Below are 16,108 nucleotides of genomic sequence, written 5' to 3'. Positions count from 1 at the left end.
TTCAACGGTGGCGCGAAGGCGCGGGCCCCTGGTCAGGCGGTCGCAACCTCGGCATCGCCGCTGCCGCCGGTCAGGCGTTCCAACGCGTCTTCCATGTGGCTGATCAAAAGCTTGCCCACGCGCTCCTGGTCCCCGTCCCCCAAGGCCTCGGCGATGGCTTGGTGTTCGGCCACCCGGGCATGCGGGTCGGGGTACTTTTTCTCCAGGGCGGTAAGGCACATTCGGGTCTCGGTCAGCAGAGTGTTGTGCATGCGGGTCAGCCGGGTGCTTTCGGCCGCCGCCACCAGCGTGGCGTGGTATTCCATATCGGCTTCGGACATCGCGTCCAGGTCGCCTTTGTCGGCGGCTCTCTGCATGGCTTTGACGATCGATACCAGCTGCGCGGCGACACCCTTGCCGCCCTTCTGCAGGATCAGTTCGGAGGCGGCGCGTTCGACGGCGGTGCGCGCCGCATACATGTCGCGGACCTCTTCATCGGTCATGGTGATCACGAACAGGCCGCGGTTGCGGATGCTGATCAGCAGGCCTTCCTGCGTGAGCCGCTGCATGGCCTCACGGAGCGGTCCCCGGCTGACGCCGAGCTCCTTGGCCAGTTCCGCCTCCCCCAGCTGGGAGCCCGGCGGTATCTGGCCCAGCCCGATTGCCGTGCGCAGCTTACCGGCAATGATTGCTGGTGTGGACTCGCGCACCAGGGGCTCAAATCTCTGCATCGGTACCTACTATTCCGTCAGGGGCCCGGTCGCGGCCCTCGGGGACGCTCCGGACCCATATTCTTCTGCCGGCAGAAGAGCCGGACCCAAAAACTGTCTACAATCCTACTGCCAGCAGGCTGAGATTCCTTGGATTATGTAAAAGAAGCCGGGGCCGCACGCATGGCGGCCCCGGCAGATGCGGTTCAGTCCGTGGTATCAACTGCCCGTGAGTAGGTCAGCGTTTCGTCTCGGGCGCCGCCCATCCAGATGTCCTGGCAGGCGGCCGCCATTCCATCCAGGCCCTCCACGATGGTGGCGAACACGTTGCCGGGCACCCAGCCCGTGTCGCCGTTCAGCAGCAGGTTGTTGCGGCCATAGAAGACGGCAAGGTCGACGATGGTCTGTACCGAATCCGTGGAGTCGGCTTCATAGCCGTGTGACGGCGTCTTGAGGTCGTTGGACGTAAACGTGAAGTAGCAGACGTCGCCCGGAATGGGAGTCACGGTGGTGTTCTCTGCGCCGGGTTCAGCCGGAGCAAACGCCGGGACCAGGTTGTAGATCTCGTTACGGGCGTACTTTCCATGGAAGACCTGTCCGCTGAGGGGAAGCGCATCCCAGACGGCTTTGGCCGTACGGGGCGCTGCATCGTCGTGCAGGAGCGCCTTGCAGGTGACTCCGCGCTTTTCAAGGGTGATGTTGATGTACCTGGCCATTTTCTGCCTTACTTCGGGACGGGGGTGGACATTGCCGGGATGGAAATGGGGCGGGCGTGCTGCCAGTCGGCGGCGCCCTGGTATGCGGCAGCCGCCGAGAGCACCCCGGCGTCGCCATGCCGGGGACCTACTATCTGCAGCCCGACCGGAAGGCCTTCAACGGTGAAGCCGCACGGGACACTAATGCCCGGCTGCTGGGTCAGGTTAAAGGGGTATGTGTAGGGCGTCCACGAGGTCCAGTCCTGCGACGACGAGCCGGCCGGGACGTCCCGGCCGGCTTCGAAGGCCGGAATAGGAAGGGTGGGGGTCACCAGGAGGTCGAAGCGCTCGTGGAGAAGCCCCATCTCCCGGCCCAGTTTCATGCGGACCGCCGTGGCGTCCAGGAAGTCCCCGGCGCTGAAGCCGGAGTGCCGTTCCAGTGCCGCCGCCAGCAGCGGATCAAGCTGTTCCGCGGCACCGGGGCCGTAGCCTTCCACCACTTTGGCCGCACCGCTGAACCAGAGCACGTGGTAGGCGTCCACCGGGTCCTGCCAGCCAAGGTCGATTTCCTCCACCTCGGCCCCCAGGTCCTGCAGGACCTGGACTGCCCCGCGGACTGCCTCGTCGACGTCGGGATCATTTTTTCCGTAGCCAAGATCCGGGCTGAAAGCGATTTTCCGGCCCCGGACCCCTTCGTCGATGGTGGACAGGAAGGAGCGCGTCGGCGCGGGACCTGCAGACCAGTCGCGAGCATCCGGGCGGGAGAGGATATCCAGCATCAGCGCCGCATCCTCAACGGTGCGGGTGATGGGGCCGGCGTGGGCGAGGGTGCCGAAGGGGCTGGCCGGGTACAGCGGCACGGTCCCGTACGTCGGTTTGAAACCCACAACGCCGGTAAAGCCGGCGGGGATGCGGATGGAGCCGCCGCCGTCGGTCCCTACGGACCACGGGCCCATGCCCTGCGCCACGGCGGCCGCGCTGCCCCCGCTGGAACCGCCGGCGGTGCGCGAAACGTCCCACGGGTTGCGGGTGATCCCGCAGCGCGGGCTGTCGGTCACGCCCTTCCAGCCGAACTCGGGGCTGGTGACCTTGCCGATCAGCACAGCACCATTTTCGCGCAGCCTGGCCACGGCGGGTGCGTCCTCGTTCCAGTCCCCATCTGGGGAGGTCAGGCGGGACCCGCGCAGCGTGGGCCACCCTTTGGTAAGCATGAGGTCCTTGATGGAGGTAGGTACACCGTCGGCCAGGCCCAGCGGCTCGTTCCGGCGCCAGCGCTGCTCCGATTCACGCGCCGCCGCAAGGGCTGATTCCGCCTCCACCAGGCAGAAGGCGTTGATGCCGCCGTCGTGCTGCTCGATGGCGTCCAGGGCCGCCTGCGTGGCCTCCACCGGGGAGACCTCCCCGGCGCCGTACGCGTCAACCAGCTGCGTGGCAGTGGCCCATTCCAGTGAATCAATCACGCTGTGAAGCTCCTTGTCCGGTACAAGCTGCGGTCTCCGCCACCGGCTGTGACGCCGGTAACACTTCGGTCAGGTTATGGTGCGCGCATCACTATTGTCAACAATCCTACTTTCCTATCTTTTGAGGTCGTGGGATTGTACGATTGTGCACAATCCGCGGGAGCGATTCCCGCGGTTACTTCAAAGGAGAATCTATGGCCGTGACCATTGGCATGCTGTACCCGGGCTTCGGCGCCGAGGACGACTACCCCTTCATGGAGGAACTCCTGGGCGAGGGGGTCCACCTTCCCCTGGTCCACACGTCCGTGGGCGTCGACGCGCACGAAGTCCAGGCCCTGCTGGACCTCGGCAAGAGCGAGCGGCTCCTGGAAGGCGCGGACGCCTTGCGAGCAGCCCTGCCCGACGCCGTCATGTGGGCATGCACGTCAGGCAGCTTCGTCTTCGGCTGGGAGGGCGCACACCGGCAGGCTCAGGAGGTCCAGGAAGCCCTTGAGGTGCCCGCCTCCTCCACGTCCCTGGCATTCGTTGACGCCTGCAAGGCGCTGGACCTGACCAAGGTGGCCGTCGCTGCCACGTACCCGGAGGACGTCTCCCGGCACTTCGCGGCACTGTTGAACCGTGGCGGCATCAAGGTCACGCAGCTGGTCAGCCACGACATCCCCACGGCCGCCCTTGCCGGCGAGCTTGACCGCGAGGGCGTCCTTGCCCTCGCCCGGAGCAATGACAGTGACGAGGCGCAGGCGATCCTGATCCCGGACACGGCGCTGCACAGCGCCCGATGGATCAACGAACTCGAAGCGGAGCTCGGCAAGCCCGTCCTCACCGCGAACCAGGTAACCGTTTGGCAAGGCCTGCGGCTTGCCGGCGCCCTGCGCCCGTGCGACGCTCTGGGCACGCTGTTCAAGAAGACGGCACCGGTCGCCGTCGGAGCATAGCCCGCCGCGACACGAAATCCCGGCCCGGGCTGTCAGACGAACAGCCCGGGCCGGGATTTCTTTTGTCCCGGCTATGCCAGCAGGCGCTGCCCCGGACCCACCGCCGCCTTGCCCAGGCGACGCAGCGACGCCCACGCTGTCACCTGGTTGGCCGAGAGGACCGGCTTGTCCAGTTCCCGCTCCAGCGGCGCGATGATGTCGTACGTGGGCAAGTTGGTGCAGCTGATGAACACCACGTCCGCCTCCGGAACGTCGGCCCCGCGGATCAAGTCGCAAGTGGACTGGTAGGGAACCTGCCAGATACCCCCGTCCAGCCCCAGCCCGGCTTGCGCTGCCACCGAATGGCCGGCCTCCTCCAGGAAATCCCCCAGCCGCAAGGTCAGGTCCGCCACGTACGGCGTAATGACCACAACCTTAGAGACGCCCAGATACTCCAGCGCCTCCAGGAGCGCCTCGGAGGTGCTGACCCCATGCGCGTCGGCGGCGGTTGCCATCACCTTCGAAATATGGCGGGCTCCGGATAAACCGTTGACGAAGCTGCCGGACGTGCAGGCGTAGGCCATGACCGCGGGGCGCACGGCGCTAAGGTTCTTCACCGCAGCGAGGATGTCGGCGTCGTCGCTCACGTCCTCTGCCATCTCCAGGCTGACGGGCTCATCAAAGAACGGCGTCCGGGTGAAGAACAGCGAGACGTCCGACGGCATCCACCGCCACAGCTCTCGGTCCAGCGCCATGTCGAACGGGCATACCACGCCTATGCCGGCCTGCGCCTCCGGGCCGGCGAACGTGGGTTCAATGGGCTTCATTAGTTCTCCTAAAATTAGTAGATTGTTGACAATCCATTGCCGCTTGCCTAGGGTCCGTAGTGACCCGGCTAACCCGCGCTAAGGAGCATCCTGAACATGTCGAAAATTCCGGCCGACGGCGTCGACCTCGAATTGCCGTCCCCACCCGTTCCGGTGGCCAACTACGTTCCGGTCCGCCAAGTGGGAAACCTCGTCTTCACGGCGGGCCAGACGCCCACGCGCGATGGCGTTCTCACCATCAGCGGCAAGCTGGGCCGCGAGCTCACCGTCGAGCAGGGCCAGGAAGCGAGCGCCACGGCGGTGCTTAACTGCCTGGCAGCCCTGAAGCAGCACCTGGGCTCGCTGGACCGGATCGTGTCCGTGGTCAGCCTCACCGGTTACGTAGCTTCGGCCGAAGGCTTCGGTGACCAGCCGGCCGTGATCAACGGCGCCTCGCTGGTCCTGGAACAGGCCTTCGGCGACAGGGGGCGCCATGCCCGGGCAGCTGTCGGTGTTGCCGAACTGCCCGGGCTGGCGCCCGTTGAAATTGCGATGATTGTAGAGGTGTAGCGGACCGTCAGTGCTGCAGGACGGCCCGGAGGAAGGTCCGGGTCCGTTCCTGCTGCGGGTCCTTGAAGATCTGGGCGGGCGGCCCACTCTCCACCGCAGCCCCGTTGTCGAACATCACCACCCGGTCCGAGATCTCCTCCGCGAACCGCATCTCGTGCGTCACCATGAGCATGGTCATGTCCGTGGTGTGCGCGAGGTTCCGGATCACATTCAGCACCTCGCCGATCAACTCCGGGTCAAGCGCCGAGGTGGGCTCGTCGAACAACAGCACCCTGGGCCGCATAGCCAGCGCGCGGGCGATGGCCACACGCTGCTGCTGCCCGCCGGACATCTGCGGCGGCGTGTGGTTCATGTGCTTCCCGAGGCCCACCAGGTTCAGCAGCTCCGCGGCGCGTTCCTTCGCCTCCGCCTTGTTCATGCCCAGCACGTGGATGGGCGCCTCGATGACGTTCTCCATGGCGGTCATGTGCGGAAACAGGTTGAACTGCTGGAACACCATGCCGATCTTGCGCCGGGTTTCCCGCATCTGCTTGGTCTCGCGCACCTTCTGGCCGGCCGTGACATCCCACAACACGTCGCCGTCGACCTTCACGAGCCCTTCACTGGGCGTCTCCAGCGTCATGAGGATACGCAGGATGGTGGTCTTGCCCGATCCGGAAGGACCGATGATGGAGACCTTCTCCCCCGGCGCCACTTCGAAGTTCAGCGACTTCAGGACCTGGTTTGATCCCCAGTTCTTGCTGACGTTCTGGAACCTAACGATCGGATCGGGGGCAAGGCCCACCGGAGTGGACAGGGGTTGGGGTTCAGTGCTGGGGCGCATAGCGCCGCTCCAATCTGTTGACGAGCCGTGAGGCGGGGTAGCTGATGGCGAGGAACAACAGCGCTGCCAGGGTCAGCGGTTCCAGGTACCGGAAGCTGGAGCTTCCGATCGCCTGTGCCGTTGCCATGAGTTCCACCACCGTGATGGCTGAGAGAACTGCTGAGTCCTTGAACATCTGGATGAGGTAGTTCCCGAGCATCGGCACCACGGTGCGTATTGCCTGCGGGAGGATGATCCTGCTCCAGGTGCGGGACCCGGGGAGACTCAGCGCCGTTGCTGCCTCCCACTGGCCCTTGGGCACACCCTGGATGCCGCTGCGGTAAACCTCTGCCATATAAGCGCTGTAGTTCACGCCTATAACCACTACGCCCGTGGTGAAGGCGTCGAAGCTGAGGCCGTACGCCGGCAGGACAAAGAATGCGCAGTAGGCCTGGACCAGCAGCGGGGTTCCCCGCACGAACACCACGAAGAAGGACACGACGGGCGACAGCACCGGGATGGCGAGCCGCCGAAGAATCGCGAAGAACAGACCGAGAACGGCAGCCAGCAGGGTGCCCAGCAGGGTGATCTTGACCGTGACCCAGAGGCCCTCAAGGAGCAGCGGAATGACGGACACGGCAAAGTTGTTGTCCCAGATCATGCTGCACCTACCTTCATGAGTTGGCTTTCCTTGCGCTGGGCGGCGAGTGCCTTCCGGTCGAGCGCGTAGCGCCGTTCCAGCCAGCTGGTGAACAGTGTCAGCAGGTAAGAGAGGACAAAGTACATCACCAGGATGGTGATGAAGATCGCCGTCGTCTGCCCTGTGCTGCTGCGAATCATCTGTGCCCGGAAGGTCAGGTCCGCCACCGTGACGAGGGAGACGAGTGAGGTGTTCTTCAGCAGGTCCACCATGACGTTTCCGAAGGGCGGCAGCATGGCGGGGATCGACTGCGGGATGATGATGCGCCTGAGCCTCAGTGCGGGTTCCATGCCCAGTGCGATGCACGCTTCGGTCTGGCCTTTGGCCCGGCTGGCGATGGCACCCCGCACGACTTCTGCGGCGTACGCGCCCTCGTTCAGCCCAAGCGCCAAGACCGCCGCTGTCAGCGGGTGGAGCTGGATTCCGAAGAACGGCAGTGCGAAGAACAGCCAGAACATCTGGACCAGCAGCGATGTCCCGCGGAATACCTCGATGAAGACGCCCGCCGGCCAGCTGATGAAGCGGTGCCGGGACAGGCGCGCCAGCCCCGCGGCGAAGGCGACCACCAGGCAGAGGGCACCGCTGAGCACCGCCACGAGGATGGTGGTCAGCAGCCCCTGCCACAGCAGGGGTGCGTACTCGATTACTGCTGACATGCCCGCCCCCTCCGGAAGTGCCCGACCATCAGCCCGCGGTCTTGCATAGCTCCTCGGAGGTGACGCCATCGACTACGGAAGCGTCAAAGCCCCACTTCGTGAGGATTTCGGCGAACTCCGGCGTCTTCTTGAACGCTGCGAGCTCCTTGTTGTAGGCCTCATGGAAGGCAGCGTCGGACTGGCGGAAGGCAGCACCGGAACCGGTGCGCGGAGCATCGTCTACCGGCTTGCTGATGTCAAAGCTTCCATCGTCTTTGGCAAGGGCTTTCAGCGACAGGGTGGGCAACATGAAGGCGTCTGCCCGGTTGGCTTTGAGCGCCTCAATGCCGCTGCGCCCGTCATTGATCTTGACCTGCTGGGAGGCTGGAACGTTCGCAGATTTGAGTACACCCTCTTCGAAGCCCCCTGGGAGAACTGCAATCCGCAGTGCCGGGTCAGCGAGCACGGCGGCAACAGAGGTGATGGCTTTGGGGTTGCCCTTCGGCGTTGCAAAGGACTCCGTGGAAACGATGACCGGCTCGGAGTACAGCACTTGCGAGCACCGGGACTCCTTCATGAACAGGCCCGCGGCGATGACGTCCCAGCGGTTGGCATTCAGCCCGGGAATCATTGACTCGTACGGCGTAATAATGCCTTGAACCTCGTCGATGCCGAGCCGCTTGCAGACGGCGCGCAGCACGTCGGGCTCACAGCCGGTTACGGTTCCATCCGCGTCAACCTGTGTGTACGGCGGCTCATTGGCGATACCCACCCGGAGGAAACCCTGGGACTTCGCCCGCTCCAGAAGGTTGCTCGCACCACCGGACGCCGGGCCGCCTGCAGCGACGCTGGAACAACCCGTTGCCCAACCGGCCACAGCGGCGCCTAGTACAGCCACCCCCGCACTGCGCAGGACGTTCCTTCGTGAAAGTTTGCTCGTCATTATTACTCCTTCGCCCGGACATGCCGGAGATCACCAGGATGATCACGTTCTGTGACGTGTGTTACACAAACCTAGGAGCTGGATGTAGTATTGTCAACAATCCGAATGTAAAACGTGCGTAACCGAGCGATTCAAAGACGAACGCGGACAGAGTGCATTCGGTTGACCTAAGGCCCCGAGCCGCCTCAGACCCCAGAATGGAGCACACGATGATCATCGGCGTCCCCAAAGAAATCAAGAACAACGAATTCCGGGTGGCCATCACCGCCGCCGGCGTCCACGAGTTCCGCACCCACGGCCACACCGTCCTGGTGGAGCGCGGGGCCGGCCTCGGCTCAGGTGTCACGGATGAGGAATACGCCATCGCAGGCGCCGAGATCGTCAACGAGGCGGACGACGTCTGGGGCCGCGCAGACATGGTGATGAAGGTCAAGGAGCCCATCAAGGCCGAATACCACCGCTTCCGCAAGGGCCTGATCCTCTTCACCTACCTGCACCTGGCAGCCGAGCCCGAACTGACCCGCGAACTGATCAACTCCGGCGTCACCGCCATCGCCTACGAGACTGTGCAGGAAGGCCGCAGCCTGCCGCTGCTCGCACCGATGTCCGAGGTCGCCGGCCGGCTCTCCGTCCAGGTTGGCGCCACGTCCCTCATGGCACCTGCCGGCGGCAAGGGCGTCCTGCTGGGCGGCGTGCCCGGCGTCCGCCCCGCCAAGGTCGTCGTCCTGGGCGCCGGCGTGGCCGGCACCAACGCTGCAGCCATGGCCCTGGGCCTGGGTGCGGACGTAACCATCATGGACATCAACATCAACCGCCTCCGCGACCTCGACGCCCAATACCAGGGCCGCCTGAAGACCGTTGCGTCCAACAAGTACGAGATCGAGAAGTCAGTGGTTGACGCCGACCTCGTCATCGGATCCGTGCTCATCCCCGGCGCCAAGGCTCCCAAGCTGGTCACCAACGACCTCGTAGCCCGGATGAAGCCCGGCTCGGTCCTGGTGGACATCGCCGTGGACCAGGGCGGCTGCTTCGAGGACACCCACCCCACCACGCACCAGGAACCCACGTACAAGGTGCACAACACCATCTTCTACTGCGTCGCCAACATGCCCGGCGCCGTCCCCAACACCTCAACGTACGCGCTGACCAACGTCACCCTGCGCTACGCCGTTGCACTGGCAAACCTGGGCGTCAAGGCCGCCTTCGACCGCGACCCCGCACTCGCTGCCGGCCTCAACATCGCCGCCGGCCACGTGGCACACCACTCCGTGTCCGAAGCCCACAACCTGCCCCTCGTCGCCGACTGGCACGAACTGGTTTCCGCCACATCGTCGTCCGCTCCTTCCACCCAGGACACCCAAAAAGGACGCTCATGATCACCTCATCACAAGCCCCAGATTGGTCCCTGCCTGTCACGGGCAGCAGCCGCGTGAAGCGTGGCATGGCTGAGATGCTCAAGGGCGGCGTCATCATGGACGTCGTCAACGTCGAGCAGGCCCGCATCGCCGAAGACGCCGGTGCCGTGGCGGTCATGGCGCTCGAGCGTGTTCCGGCCGATATCCGTGCCCAGGGCGGCGTGTCCCGGATGTCCGATCCGGACATGATCGACCAGATCATCGACGCCGTGTCCATCCCGGTCATGGCCAAGGCCCGCATCGGCCACTTCGTCGAGGCCCAGGTCCTGCAGTCCCTCGGCGTTGACTACATCGACGAGTCCGAGGTCCTGACCCCGGCGGACTACGTCAACCACATCGACAAGTGGAACTTCAAGGTTCCCTTCGTCTGCGGTGCCACCAACCTCGGTGAGGCCCTGCGCCGCATCAACGAGGGCGCGGCGATGATCCGTTCCAAGGGCGAGGCCGGCACCGGCGACGTCTCCAACGCCACCGGCCACATGCGCCAGATCCGTGCCGAGATCGCCAAGCTCTCCGCCCTCCCCGAGGACGAACTGTACGTTGCGGCCAAGGAACTGCAGGCCCCGTACGAACTGGTCAAGGAAGTCGCCGCCGCCGGCAAGCTCCCCGTGGTCCTGTTCACCGCAGGCGGCATCGCCACGCCCGCTGACGCCGCGATGATGATGCAGCTCGGCGCCGACGGCGTCTTCGTCGGCTCCGGCATCTTCAAGTCCGGCAACCCCGCCCAGCGCGCCGCCGCCGTCGTCAAGGCCACCACCTTCTACGACGACCCCGACGTCATCGCCAAGGCCTCCCGCGGGCTCGGCGAAGCCATGGTGGGCATCAACGTCGACGAGATCCCCCAGCCGCACCGCCTCGCCGAGCGCGGCTGGTAACACGCCGTACCGCTCACTAGCAGGCCACACGACATTTCGAATAAAGCCACAACATGGAAAGTTCAGGATCAGGACCGTGAAGAAACGTACGCACCCGCAGAGTCCCCGGACCGGCGACCACTGCCCCGCCAATGGATGGTGGGCGCCATTCAATGACGAAAAGAACACTCACTTCATCACGGAGGGAAGCCTCATGCCGTCCATCAATGGCAGCGCCGTTGATTGGAAACTTATTGTTCGCCGGCTGCGCTGGGAGGACCAGGGGGCCGCCCACAACCTTCCGCCGCGGGGTTTTGCCCTGGACACGATCTAACGGCCGCGTCACCGGGACCGGATCCGGCCCCAAAACCACGATCACGCCAAGCCCCACCGCCTGAACGCTCCAAAGCGGCTAAGCACCGCCCTTACATGAAGAAAGTTGGAAATCTGTGACCTCGTCAACGATCCCGAAATGGCACCATGAAACGCATCGATTTCTTCCAGCCGCGGAGTTCGCTGCCGGCGCCGTGGTCACGGCTGCGGAGTATGAGGAGGCGGGCAACGACCATCCCGCTTTTTGGACCAAGAAGGCCCGCGAACTGCTGACGTGGAGCAAGGACTTCACGCAGGCGCTGGACTGGTCCAACCCTCCGTTCGCCAAATGGTTCGTCGGCGGTGAACTCAACGCCGCTTACAACGCGCTGGACCGGCACGTCGAGGCCGGCAATGGCGACCGCGTCGCCATCTACTTCGAGGGCGAGCCGGGCGACACCCGCACCTACACGTACGCGCAGCTGACCGAAGAGGTCAAGAAGGCAGCCAACGCGTTCGAGTCCCTGGGCGTCGCCAAGGGTGACCGGGTGGCCGTGTACCTGCCCATGATTCCCGAGGCCGTCATCACCATGCTGGCCTGCGCCCGGATCGGAGCCGTCCACTCCGTGGTCTTCGGCGGTTTCTCCGCCGAAGCCCTCCGCTCCCGGATCGACGATGCCGAAGCCAAGCTCGTGGTCACCGCCGACGGGACCTACCGGCGCGGCAAGCCCAGCCCGCTCAAGCCCGCTGTGGATGACGCCCTGGCGCACGACGGGCACACCGTGCAGAACGTGGTGGTGGTCAAGCGCAACGGCCAGAACGTGGACTGGACCGAAGGCCGGGACCACTGGTGGGACGACACCGTCGGCGCCGCGGCCGCCGAACACACCGCCGTGGGGCATGACTCCGAACACCCGCTCTACATCCTCTACACCTCCGGCACCACCGGAAAGCCCAAGGGCATCCTGCACACCACCGGCGGGTACCTCACCCAGACCGCCTACACCCACAAGGTTGTCTTCGACCTGCACCCGGAGACGGACGTGTACTGGTGCACGGCCGACGTCGGCTGGGTCACCGGACACTCCTACGTCGCCTATGCTCCGCTCATCAACGGCGCCACCCAGGTCATGTACGAAGGCACCCCGGACTCCCCGCACCAGGGCCGCTGGTGGGAGATCGTGGAAAAGTACAAGGTCTCCATCCTCTACACCGCCCCCACCGCCATCCGGACGTTCATGAAGTGGGGCGCGGAGATCCCTGCCAAGTACGACCTCTCCTCCCTGCGGGTGCTGGGCTCAGTGGGTGAGCCGATCAATCCCGAGGCCTGGATGTGGTACCGCAAGGTTATCGGCGGCGACAAGGCACCCATCGTTGACACCTGGTGGCAGACCGAAACGGGCGCCCAGATGATCGCGCCGCTGCCCGGTGTCACCGCCACCAAGCCCGGGTCCGCGCAGGTGCCGCTGCCCGGCATCGCCGTGGACGTCGTCGATGAAATGGGCGAATCCATGCCCAACGGGCACGGCGGCTTCCTGGTGATCCGCGAACCCTGGCCCTCCATGCTCCGCGGCATCTGGGGCGATCCCGAACGCTTCAAGGACACCTACTGGTCCCGGTTCGAGAACATGTACTTCGCCGGGGACGGCGCCAAGAAGGACGAGGACGGCGACATCTGGCTCCTGGGCCGTGTGGACGACGTCATGAACGTCTCCGGCCACCGGCTCTCCACCACGGAGATCGAATCCGCCCTCGTCAGCCACCCCGCCGTGGCGGAGGCCGCCGTCGTGGGTGCCACGGACGAAACCACCGGCCAGGCCGTCGTCGCGTTCGTCATCCTCCGCGGCGACGCCGCCAACAACGGCGATGCCACAGTCCAGGAACTGCGCAACCACGTGGGCAAGGAAATCGGCCCCATCGCCAAGCCCAAGAACATCCTGGTGGTGCCCGAGCTGCCCAAGACCCGGTCCGGCAAGATCATGCGCCGCCTGCTCAAGGATGTCGCCGAAGGCCGCGATCCCGGTGACGCCACCACCCTCTCCGACCCCACGATCATGCAGCAGATCGCCGCCTCCCTGAAGAAATAGGCGCCAAGCCCTGGATGACTAGCTCACACCCCGGGTCGAAATCCCACCCTTCTGATTACGCGCTAAATGGCAGCATACGGTCAACTTGGTCAGAGCACCGTGGGTAGCACCCCAAAACATCCAGGGTGTCAGGGGCGCATGCGCTTCTGTAGGTCCTGGTTCCGCGCTCCCCCGCGATTTTCGGACGACCAGAAGCCACGTGGTTCGCTGTTCGGCTTATGGTCTGGGTCATCGCTGGGCCATTCCCCACGGCGCAGCTAGAGCACTACTTGCCCCTCCTGAAACCTTCCCGCTCCTAGCCGCCACTGAACGCCCTTAAAGCAGACATAAGTGTTGACAGTGTCCACACCCCCTTTGGCAGGACAAACGGCGCACTCCAGGTCCGGTTTAGGCAGGGAGGCGGGGTCCAAGTACGGGTCGCACCCAGAATCGGAAAGTCATGTTGTAACGCCAGCCCGGAACCATGAACAGGTGTTGGCCACTCCAGACCAACCCGAGACAACCGTTACGAGGAACCGCATAAACCAAGCCCACCACAGGCGGAAGGCCCACCAGTCAGGGACTTGAGCCCGCCACCCCACACCCCTGAACAGGCCACCGCGGCGGCCAGGCTACAGCCCACGACCAACTCGTCAAATGACGCGACCGGAAGCCTTGTCAACACGTCAAAGCAAAATCGTCCCCTGACGAGGGGATACGCCGTGCCCGAGGTGGGACTCGAACCCACACACCTTTCGATACCGCATTTTGAGTGCGGCGCGTCTGCCAATTCCGCCACTCGGGCGCGGAATACATGGAGCAAAACGCTACGCCCACAGCTGACTGTGAGCAACGCGATCGCTTCACGTACGCGGAATTACTCTACATGCAGATAGGCTGAATTCCAGAATCGCGCCGCCGTCGCCGCAACCGAACCCCTGCAAGCCAAGTACAGCCGCGGTGGCACCTAAGATAGTGATGTCCCGCCGTACCTTTTCAAGGAGATCCCGTGACTGAACAGACGGAGTCAAAGCCCACGTCCCAGCCGGCGCGCCGCGTCATTGTGGCAGAGGATGAAACCCTCATCCGCCTCGACATCATCGAAATCCTGCGGGGCGAGGGTTATGAGGTTGTGGGCGAGGCGGACAACGGCGAGAAGGCCGTCCAGCTGGCTGAGGAATTGAAGCCGGACCTGGTCCTGATGGACGTCAAGATGCCCGTCATGGACGGCATTTCCGCCGCCGAGAAGATCGTCAAGGCCCGCATCGCCCCCGTGGTGCTGCTGACCGCCTTCAGCCAGAAGGAACTCGTGGAGCGCGCCCGCGATGCCGGCGCCATGGCCTATGTCGTCAAGCCGTTCACGCCCGCGGACCTGATCCCGGCACTGGAGATCGCGCTCTCCCGCCACGAGGAAATCAAGGCGCTGGAAAGCGAAGTCTCCGACCTCCAGGAGCAGTTCGCCACCCGCAAGCTGGTGGAACGCGCCAAGAGCCTGCTGACCACCAAGATGGGCCTGACGGAACCGGAAGCTTTCCGCTGGATCCAGAAGACCTCCATGGACCGCCGCCTCAGCATGCGCGAGGTCGCCGAGACCATCATCAACCAGGTCAACTAGCGCCGGCTGGCTGGGCCCGGGAAGATTACGACGACGGGCCCAGCCGCGCACGGTCAGGTCACCGGACAGAAAAGCACCACAGCGAAAAAGGACCCCTGCCGCCGGCAGGGGTCCTTTTCGTAGGTGAAAGCTAGGCTTTCTTCTTCTTTTCCGGCCAGGGGCCGAGCTTTTCGCGGTTGCTGCCGATTTCCCCGCCGCGCGTGGAGTCGGCGAGGTCGCCCACCTTGTGCACCTTCAGCGAGTTGGTGGAACCGGCCTTTCCGGGAGGGGAACCGGCGGCGATAACCACCAGGTCGCCATCCTCAACGAGTCCCATTTCCTCGAGGCTGCGGTCAACCTGCGCGGTCATGGCGTCGGTGTGGTCCACCATCTGCACCAGCACCGGCTGGATGCCCCAGGTCAGCGCCAGCTGGTTCCAGACCTGCTCCACCGGGGTGAAAGCGAAGACCGGCTTGATGGGCCGCAGGCGGGACAGGCGGCGTGCGGAGTCGCCGGACTGGGTGAACGCACAGATGTACTTGGCGTCCAGCTGGTCTGCGATTTCGACGGCGGCACGGGTAATGGCGCCACCACGGGTCTTGGGCTTCGTCCCGAGCGGGGGGACGCGCTCGAGGCCGTGGACCTCGGTGGACTCGATGATCCGGGCCATGGTCTTGACCGTGTCGATCGGGTACTTGCCCACGCTGGTCTCGCCGGACAGCATGACTGCGTCAGCACCATCGAGCACAGCGTTGGCGCAGTCCGAGGCCTCCGCGCGCGTCGGGCGCGGGTTGTCGATCATGGATTCAAGCACCTGGGTGGCGACGATCACCGGCTTGGCCCAGCGGCGGGCCAGTTCGATGGCGCGCTTCTGGACGATCGGCACTTCCTCCAGCGGCAGCTCCACGCCGAGGTCGCCACGGGCCACCATGATGGCATCGAACGCGTCGATGATCTCGGGGAGCTGGTCCACTGCCTGGGGCTTTTCGATCTTGGCGATGACCGGCACGCGGCGGCCTTCTTCATCCATGATCTCGTGCACGCGGGTGATGTCGGTGGCGTCGCGGACGAACGAGAGCGCCACCAGGTCCACGCCGCGGCGCATCGCCCAGCGGAGGTCGTCCTCATCCTTCTCGCTCAGCGCGGGAACGTTGACGGCCACTCCGGGAAGGTTGATGCCCTTGTTGTTGGACACCATGCCGCCCACGGTCACCTCGGCGACGACCTTGACGTCGTCGACCTCGATGGCGCGCAGTGCCACCTTGCCGTCGTCGATCAGCAGCGCGTCCCCCACTCTGACGTCCTCGGTGAGGCTCTTCAGGGTGGTGGAGCAGATCTCCTGGGTGCCGGGAACGTCCTCGGTGGTGATGGTGAAGATGTCACCCACGGCCAGGGCGTGCGGCCCGTCAACGAAGCGGCCCAGGCGGATCTTGGGACCCTGCAGGTCCGCCATGATGGCGACGGCCTTTCCAAGGTCGGACGCGGCCTTGCGGACGTTCTCGTAGGTGTTGTCATGCACGGTGTAGTCGCCGTGGCTCATGTTCATGCGGGCGACGTCGACGCCGGCTTCGAGCACCGCGAGGGTGTTTTCGTAGCTGGCAATAGCCGGGCCAAACGTAGCCACAATTTTTGCGCGTCTCATATACCTACCCT

Annotated in this window: 16 protein-coding genes and 1 tRNA gene; 7 read left to right on the top strand and 10 right to left on the bottom strand. The window is 64.8% G+C overall.

The window, feature by feature from the left end; genetic code table 11:
• Window positions 1-32: 32 nt before the first annotated feature.
• The 3 genes from K4G53_RS21055 to K4G53_RS21045 form a co-directional block, all read right to left on the bottom strand.
• On the bottom strand, window positions 33-710 hold the full coding sequence (locus tag K4G53_RS21055; RefSeq protein ID WP_221387623.1) for a GntR family transcriptional regulator: 678 nt from the start codon (window positions 708-710) through the stop codon (window positions 33-35).
• A 185-nt stretch (window positions 711-895) separates the two neighbouring features.
• Entirely contained in the window at window positions 896-1,405 is a 510-nt protein-coding gene (locus tag K4G53_RS21050) for a DUF3830 family protein (protein WP_221387622.1), read from the bottom strand.
• 8 nt (window positions 1,406-1,413) lie between these two features.
• The gene (locus K4G53_RS21045) at window positions 1,414-2,844 is read right to left on the bottom strand and encodes an amidase (RefSeq protein ID WP_221387621.1); all 1,431 of its coding nucleotides are present in this window, start codon (window positions 2,842-2,844) and stop codon (window positions 1,414-1,416) included.
• 194 nt (window positions 2,845-3,038) lie between these two features.
• Here K4G53_RS21045 and K4G53_RS21040 point away from each other — a divergent pair, with 194 nt between their 5' ends.
• A complete protein-coding gene (locus tag K4G53_RS21040; protein ID WP_221387620.1) occupies window positions 3,039-3,779 on the top strand; it encodes a maleate cis-trans isomerase in 741 nt (246 codons plus the stop codon).
• 71 nt (window positions 3,780-3,850) lie between these two features.
• Here the strand turns inward: K4G53_RS21040 and K4G53_RS21035 are convergent, their stop codons facing one another.
• Complete coding sequence (locus K4G53_RS21035; RefSeq protein ID WP_221387619.1) at window positions 3,851-4,585, bottom strand: Asp/Glu/hydantoin racemase; 735 nt, start codon at window positions 4,583-4,585, stop codon at window positions 3,851-3,853.
• 96 nt (window positions 4,586-4,681) lie between these two features.
• Between K4G53_RS21035 and K4G53_RS21030 the strand changes: the two genes are divergently transcribed.
• Window positions 4,682-5,134 (top strand): RidA family protein, encoded by a 453-nt coding sequence (locus tag K4G53_RS21030; RefSeq protein WP_221387618.1) that lies wholly within the window; start codon window positions 4,682-4,684, stop codon window positions 5,132-5,134.
• A 7-nt stretch (window positions 5,135-5,141) separates the two neighbouring features.
• Here the strand turns inward: K4G53_RS21030 and ehuA are convergent, their stop codons facing one another.
• From ehuA to ehuB, 4 genes are read right to left on the bottom strand one after another with little or no spacing between them, the layout of a single operon-like run.
• Entirely contained in the window at window positions 5,142-5,957 is an 816-nt protein-coding gene (gene ehuA / locus K4G53_RS21025) for an ectoine/hydroxyectoine ABC transporter ATP-binding protein EhuA (protein WP_260323904.1), read from the bottom strand.
• Window positions 5,941-6,597, bottom strand: a complete 657-nt coding sequence (gene ehuD, locus K4G53_RS21020; RefSeq protein WP_221387617.1) for an ectoine/hydroxyectoine ABC transporter permease subunit EhuD — start codon at window positions 6,595-6,597, stop codon at window positions 5,941-5,943. Before ehuD ends, ehuA begins: the two co-directional genes overlap by 17 nt.
• Complete coding sequence (gene ehuC / locus K4G53_RS21015; RefSeq protein ID WP_221387616.1) at window positions 6,594-7,292, bottom strand: ectoine/hydroxyectoine ABC transporter permease subunit EhuC; 699 nt, start codon at window positions 7,290-7,292, stop codon at window positions 6,594-6,596. The genes ehuD and ehuC overlap by 4 nt, the downstream gene beginning before the upstream one ends.
• A gap of 28 nt (window positions 7,293-7,320) precedes the next feature.
• The gene (gene ehuB, locus K4G53_RS21010; RefSeq protein ID WP_221387615.1) at window positions 7,321-8,214 is read right to left on the bottom strand and encodes an ectoine/hydroxyectoine ABC transporter substrate-binding protein EhuB; all 894 of its coding nucleotides are present in this window, start codon (window positions 8,212-8,214) and stop codon (window positions 7,321-7,323) included.
• Between the two features lie 209 nt (window positions 8,215-8,423).
• Between ehuB and ald the strand changes: the two genes are divergently transcribed.
• From ald to acs, 4 genes are all read left to right on the top strand, one after another.
• Window positions 8,424-9,590: an alanine dehydrogenase gene (gene ald / locus K4G53_RS21005; RefSeq protein ID WP_221387614.1), complete on the top strand. Its 1,167-nt coding sequence runs from the start codon at window positions 8,424-8,426 to the stop codon at window positions 9,588-9,590.
• Window positions 9,587-10,504, top strand: a complete 918-nt coding sequence (pdxS, locus tag K4G53_RS21000) for a pyridoxal 5'-phosphate synthase lyase subunit PdxS (RefSeq protein WP_308287945.1) — start codon at window positions 9,587-9,589, stop codon at window positions 10,502-10,504. Before ald ends, pdxS begins: the two co-directional genes overlap by 4 nt.
• A gap of 76 nt (window positions 10,505-10,580) precedes the next feature.
• Window positions 10,581-10,817, top strand: a complete 237-nt coding sequence (locus K4G53_RS20995; protein ID WP_221387613.1) for a hypothetical protein — start codon at window positions 10,581-10,583, stop codon at window positions 10,815-10,817.
• A gap of 115 nt (window positions 10,818-10,932) precedes the next feature.
• Window positions 10,933-12,882 carry an acetate--CoA ligase gene (gene acs, locus K4G53_RS20990; protein ID WP_221387612.1) on the top strand — a complete coding sequence of 650 codons (1,950 nt, stop codon included), beginning with the start codon at window positions 10,933-10,935 and terminating at the stop codon, window positions 12,880-12,882.
• A gap of 702 nt (window positions 12,883-13,584) precedes the next feature.
• On the opposite strand, the gene K4G53_RS20985 is transcribed toward acs, so the two are convergent.
• Window positions 13,585-13,666, bottom strand: a tRNA-Leu gene (locus K4G53_RS20985).
• Between the two features lie 204 nt (window positions 13,667-13,870).
• Here K4G53_RS20985 and K4G53_RS20980 point away from each other — a divergent pair.
• On the top strand, window positions 13,871-14,476 hold the full coding sequence (locus K4G53_RS20980; protein WP_131134321.1) for an ANTAR domain-containing response regulator: 606 nt from the start codon (window positions 13,871-13,873) through the stop codon (window positions 14,474-14,476).
• 130 nt (window positions 14,477-14,606) lie between these two features.
• On the opposite strand, the gene pyk is transcribed toward K4G53_RS20980, so the two are convergent.
• The gene (gene pyk / locus K4G53_RS20975) at window positions 14,607-16,097 is read right to left on the bottom strand and encodes a pyruvate kinase (protein ID WP_221387611.1); all 1,491 of its coding nucleotides are present in this window, start codon (window positions 16,095-16,097) and stop codon (window positions 14,607-14,609) included.
• Window positions 16,098-16,108: the final 11 nt, after the last annotated feature.

The organism is Arthrobacter sp. MAHUQ-56 (assembly GCF_019710585.1).
Taxonomy (GTDB): Bacteria; Actinomycetota; Actinomycetes; order Actinomycetales; family Micrococcaceae; genus Arthrobacter.
This window is presented reverse-complemented; position numbering and strand designations above follow the sequence as displayed.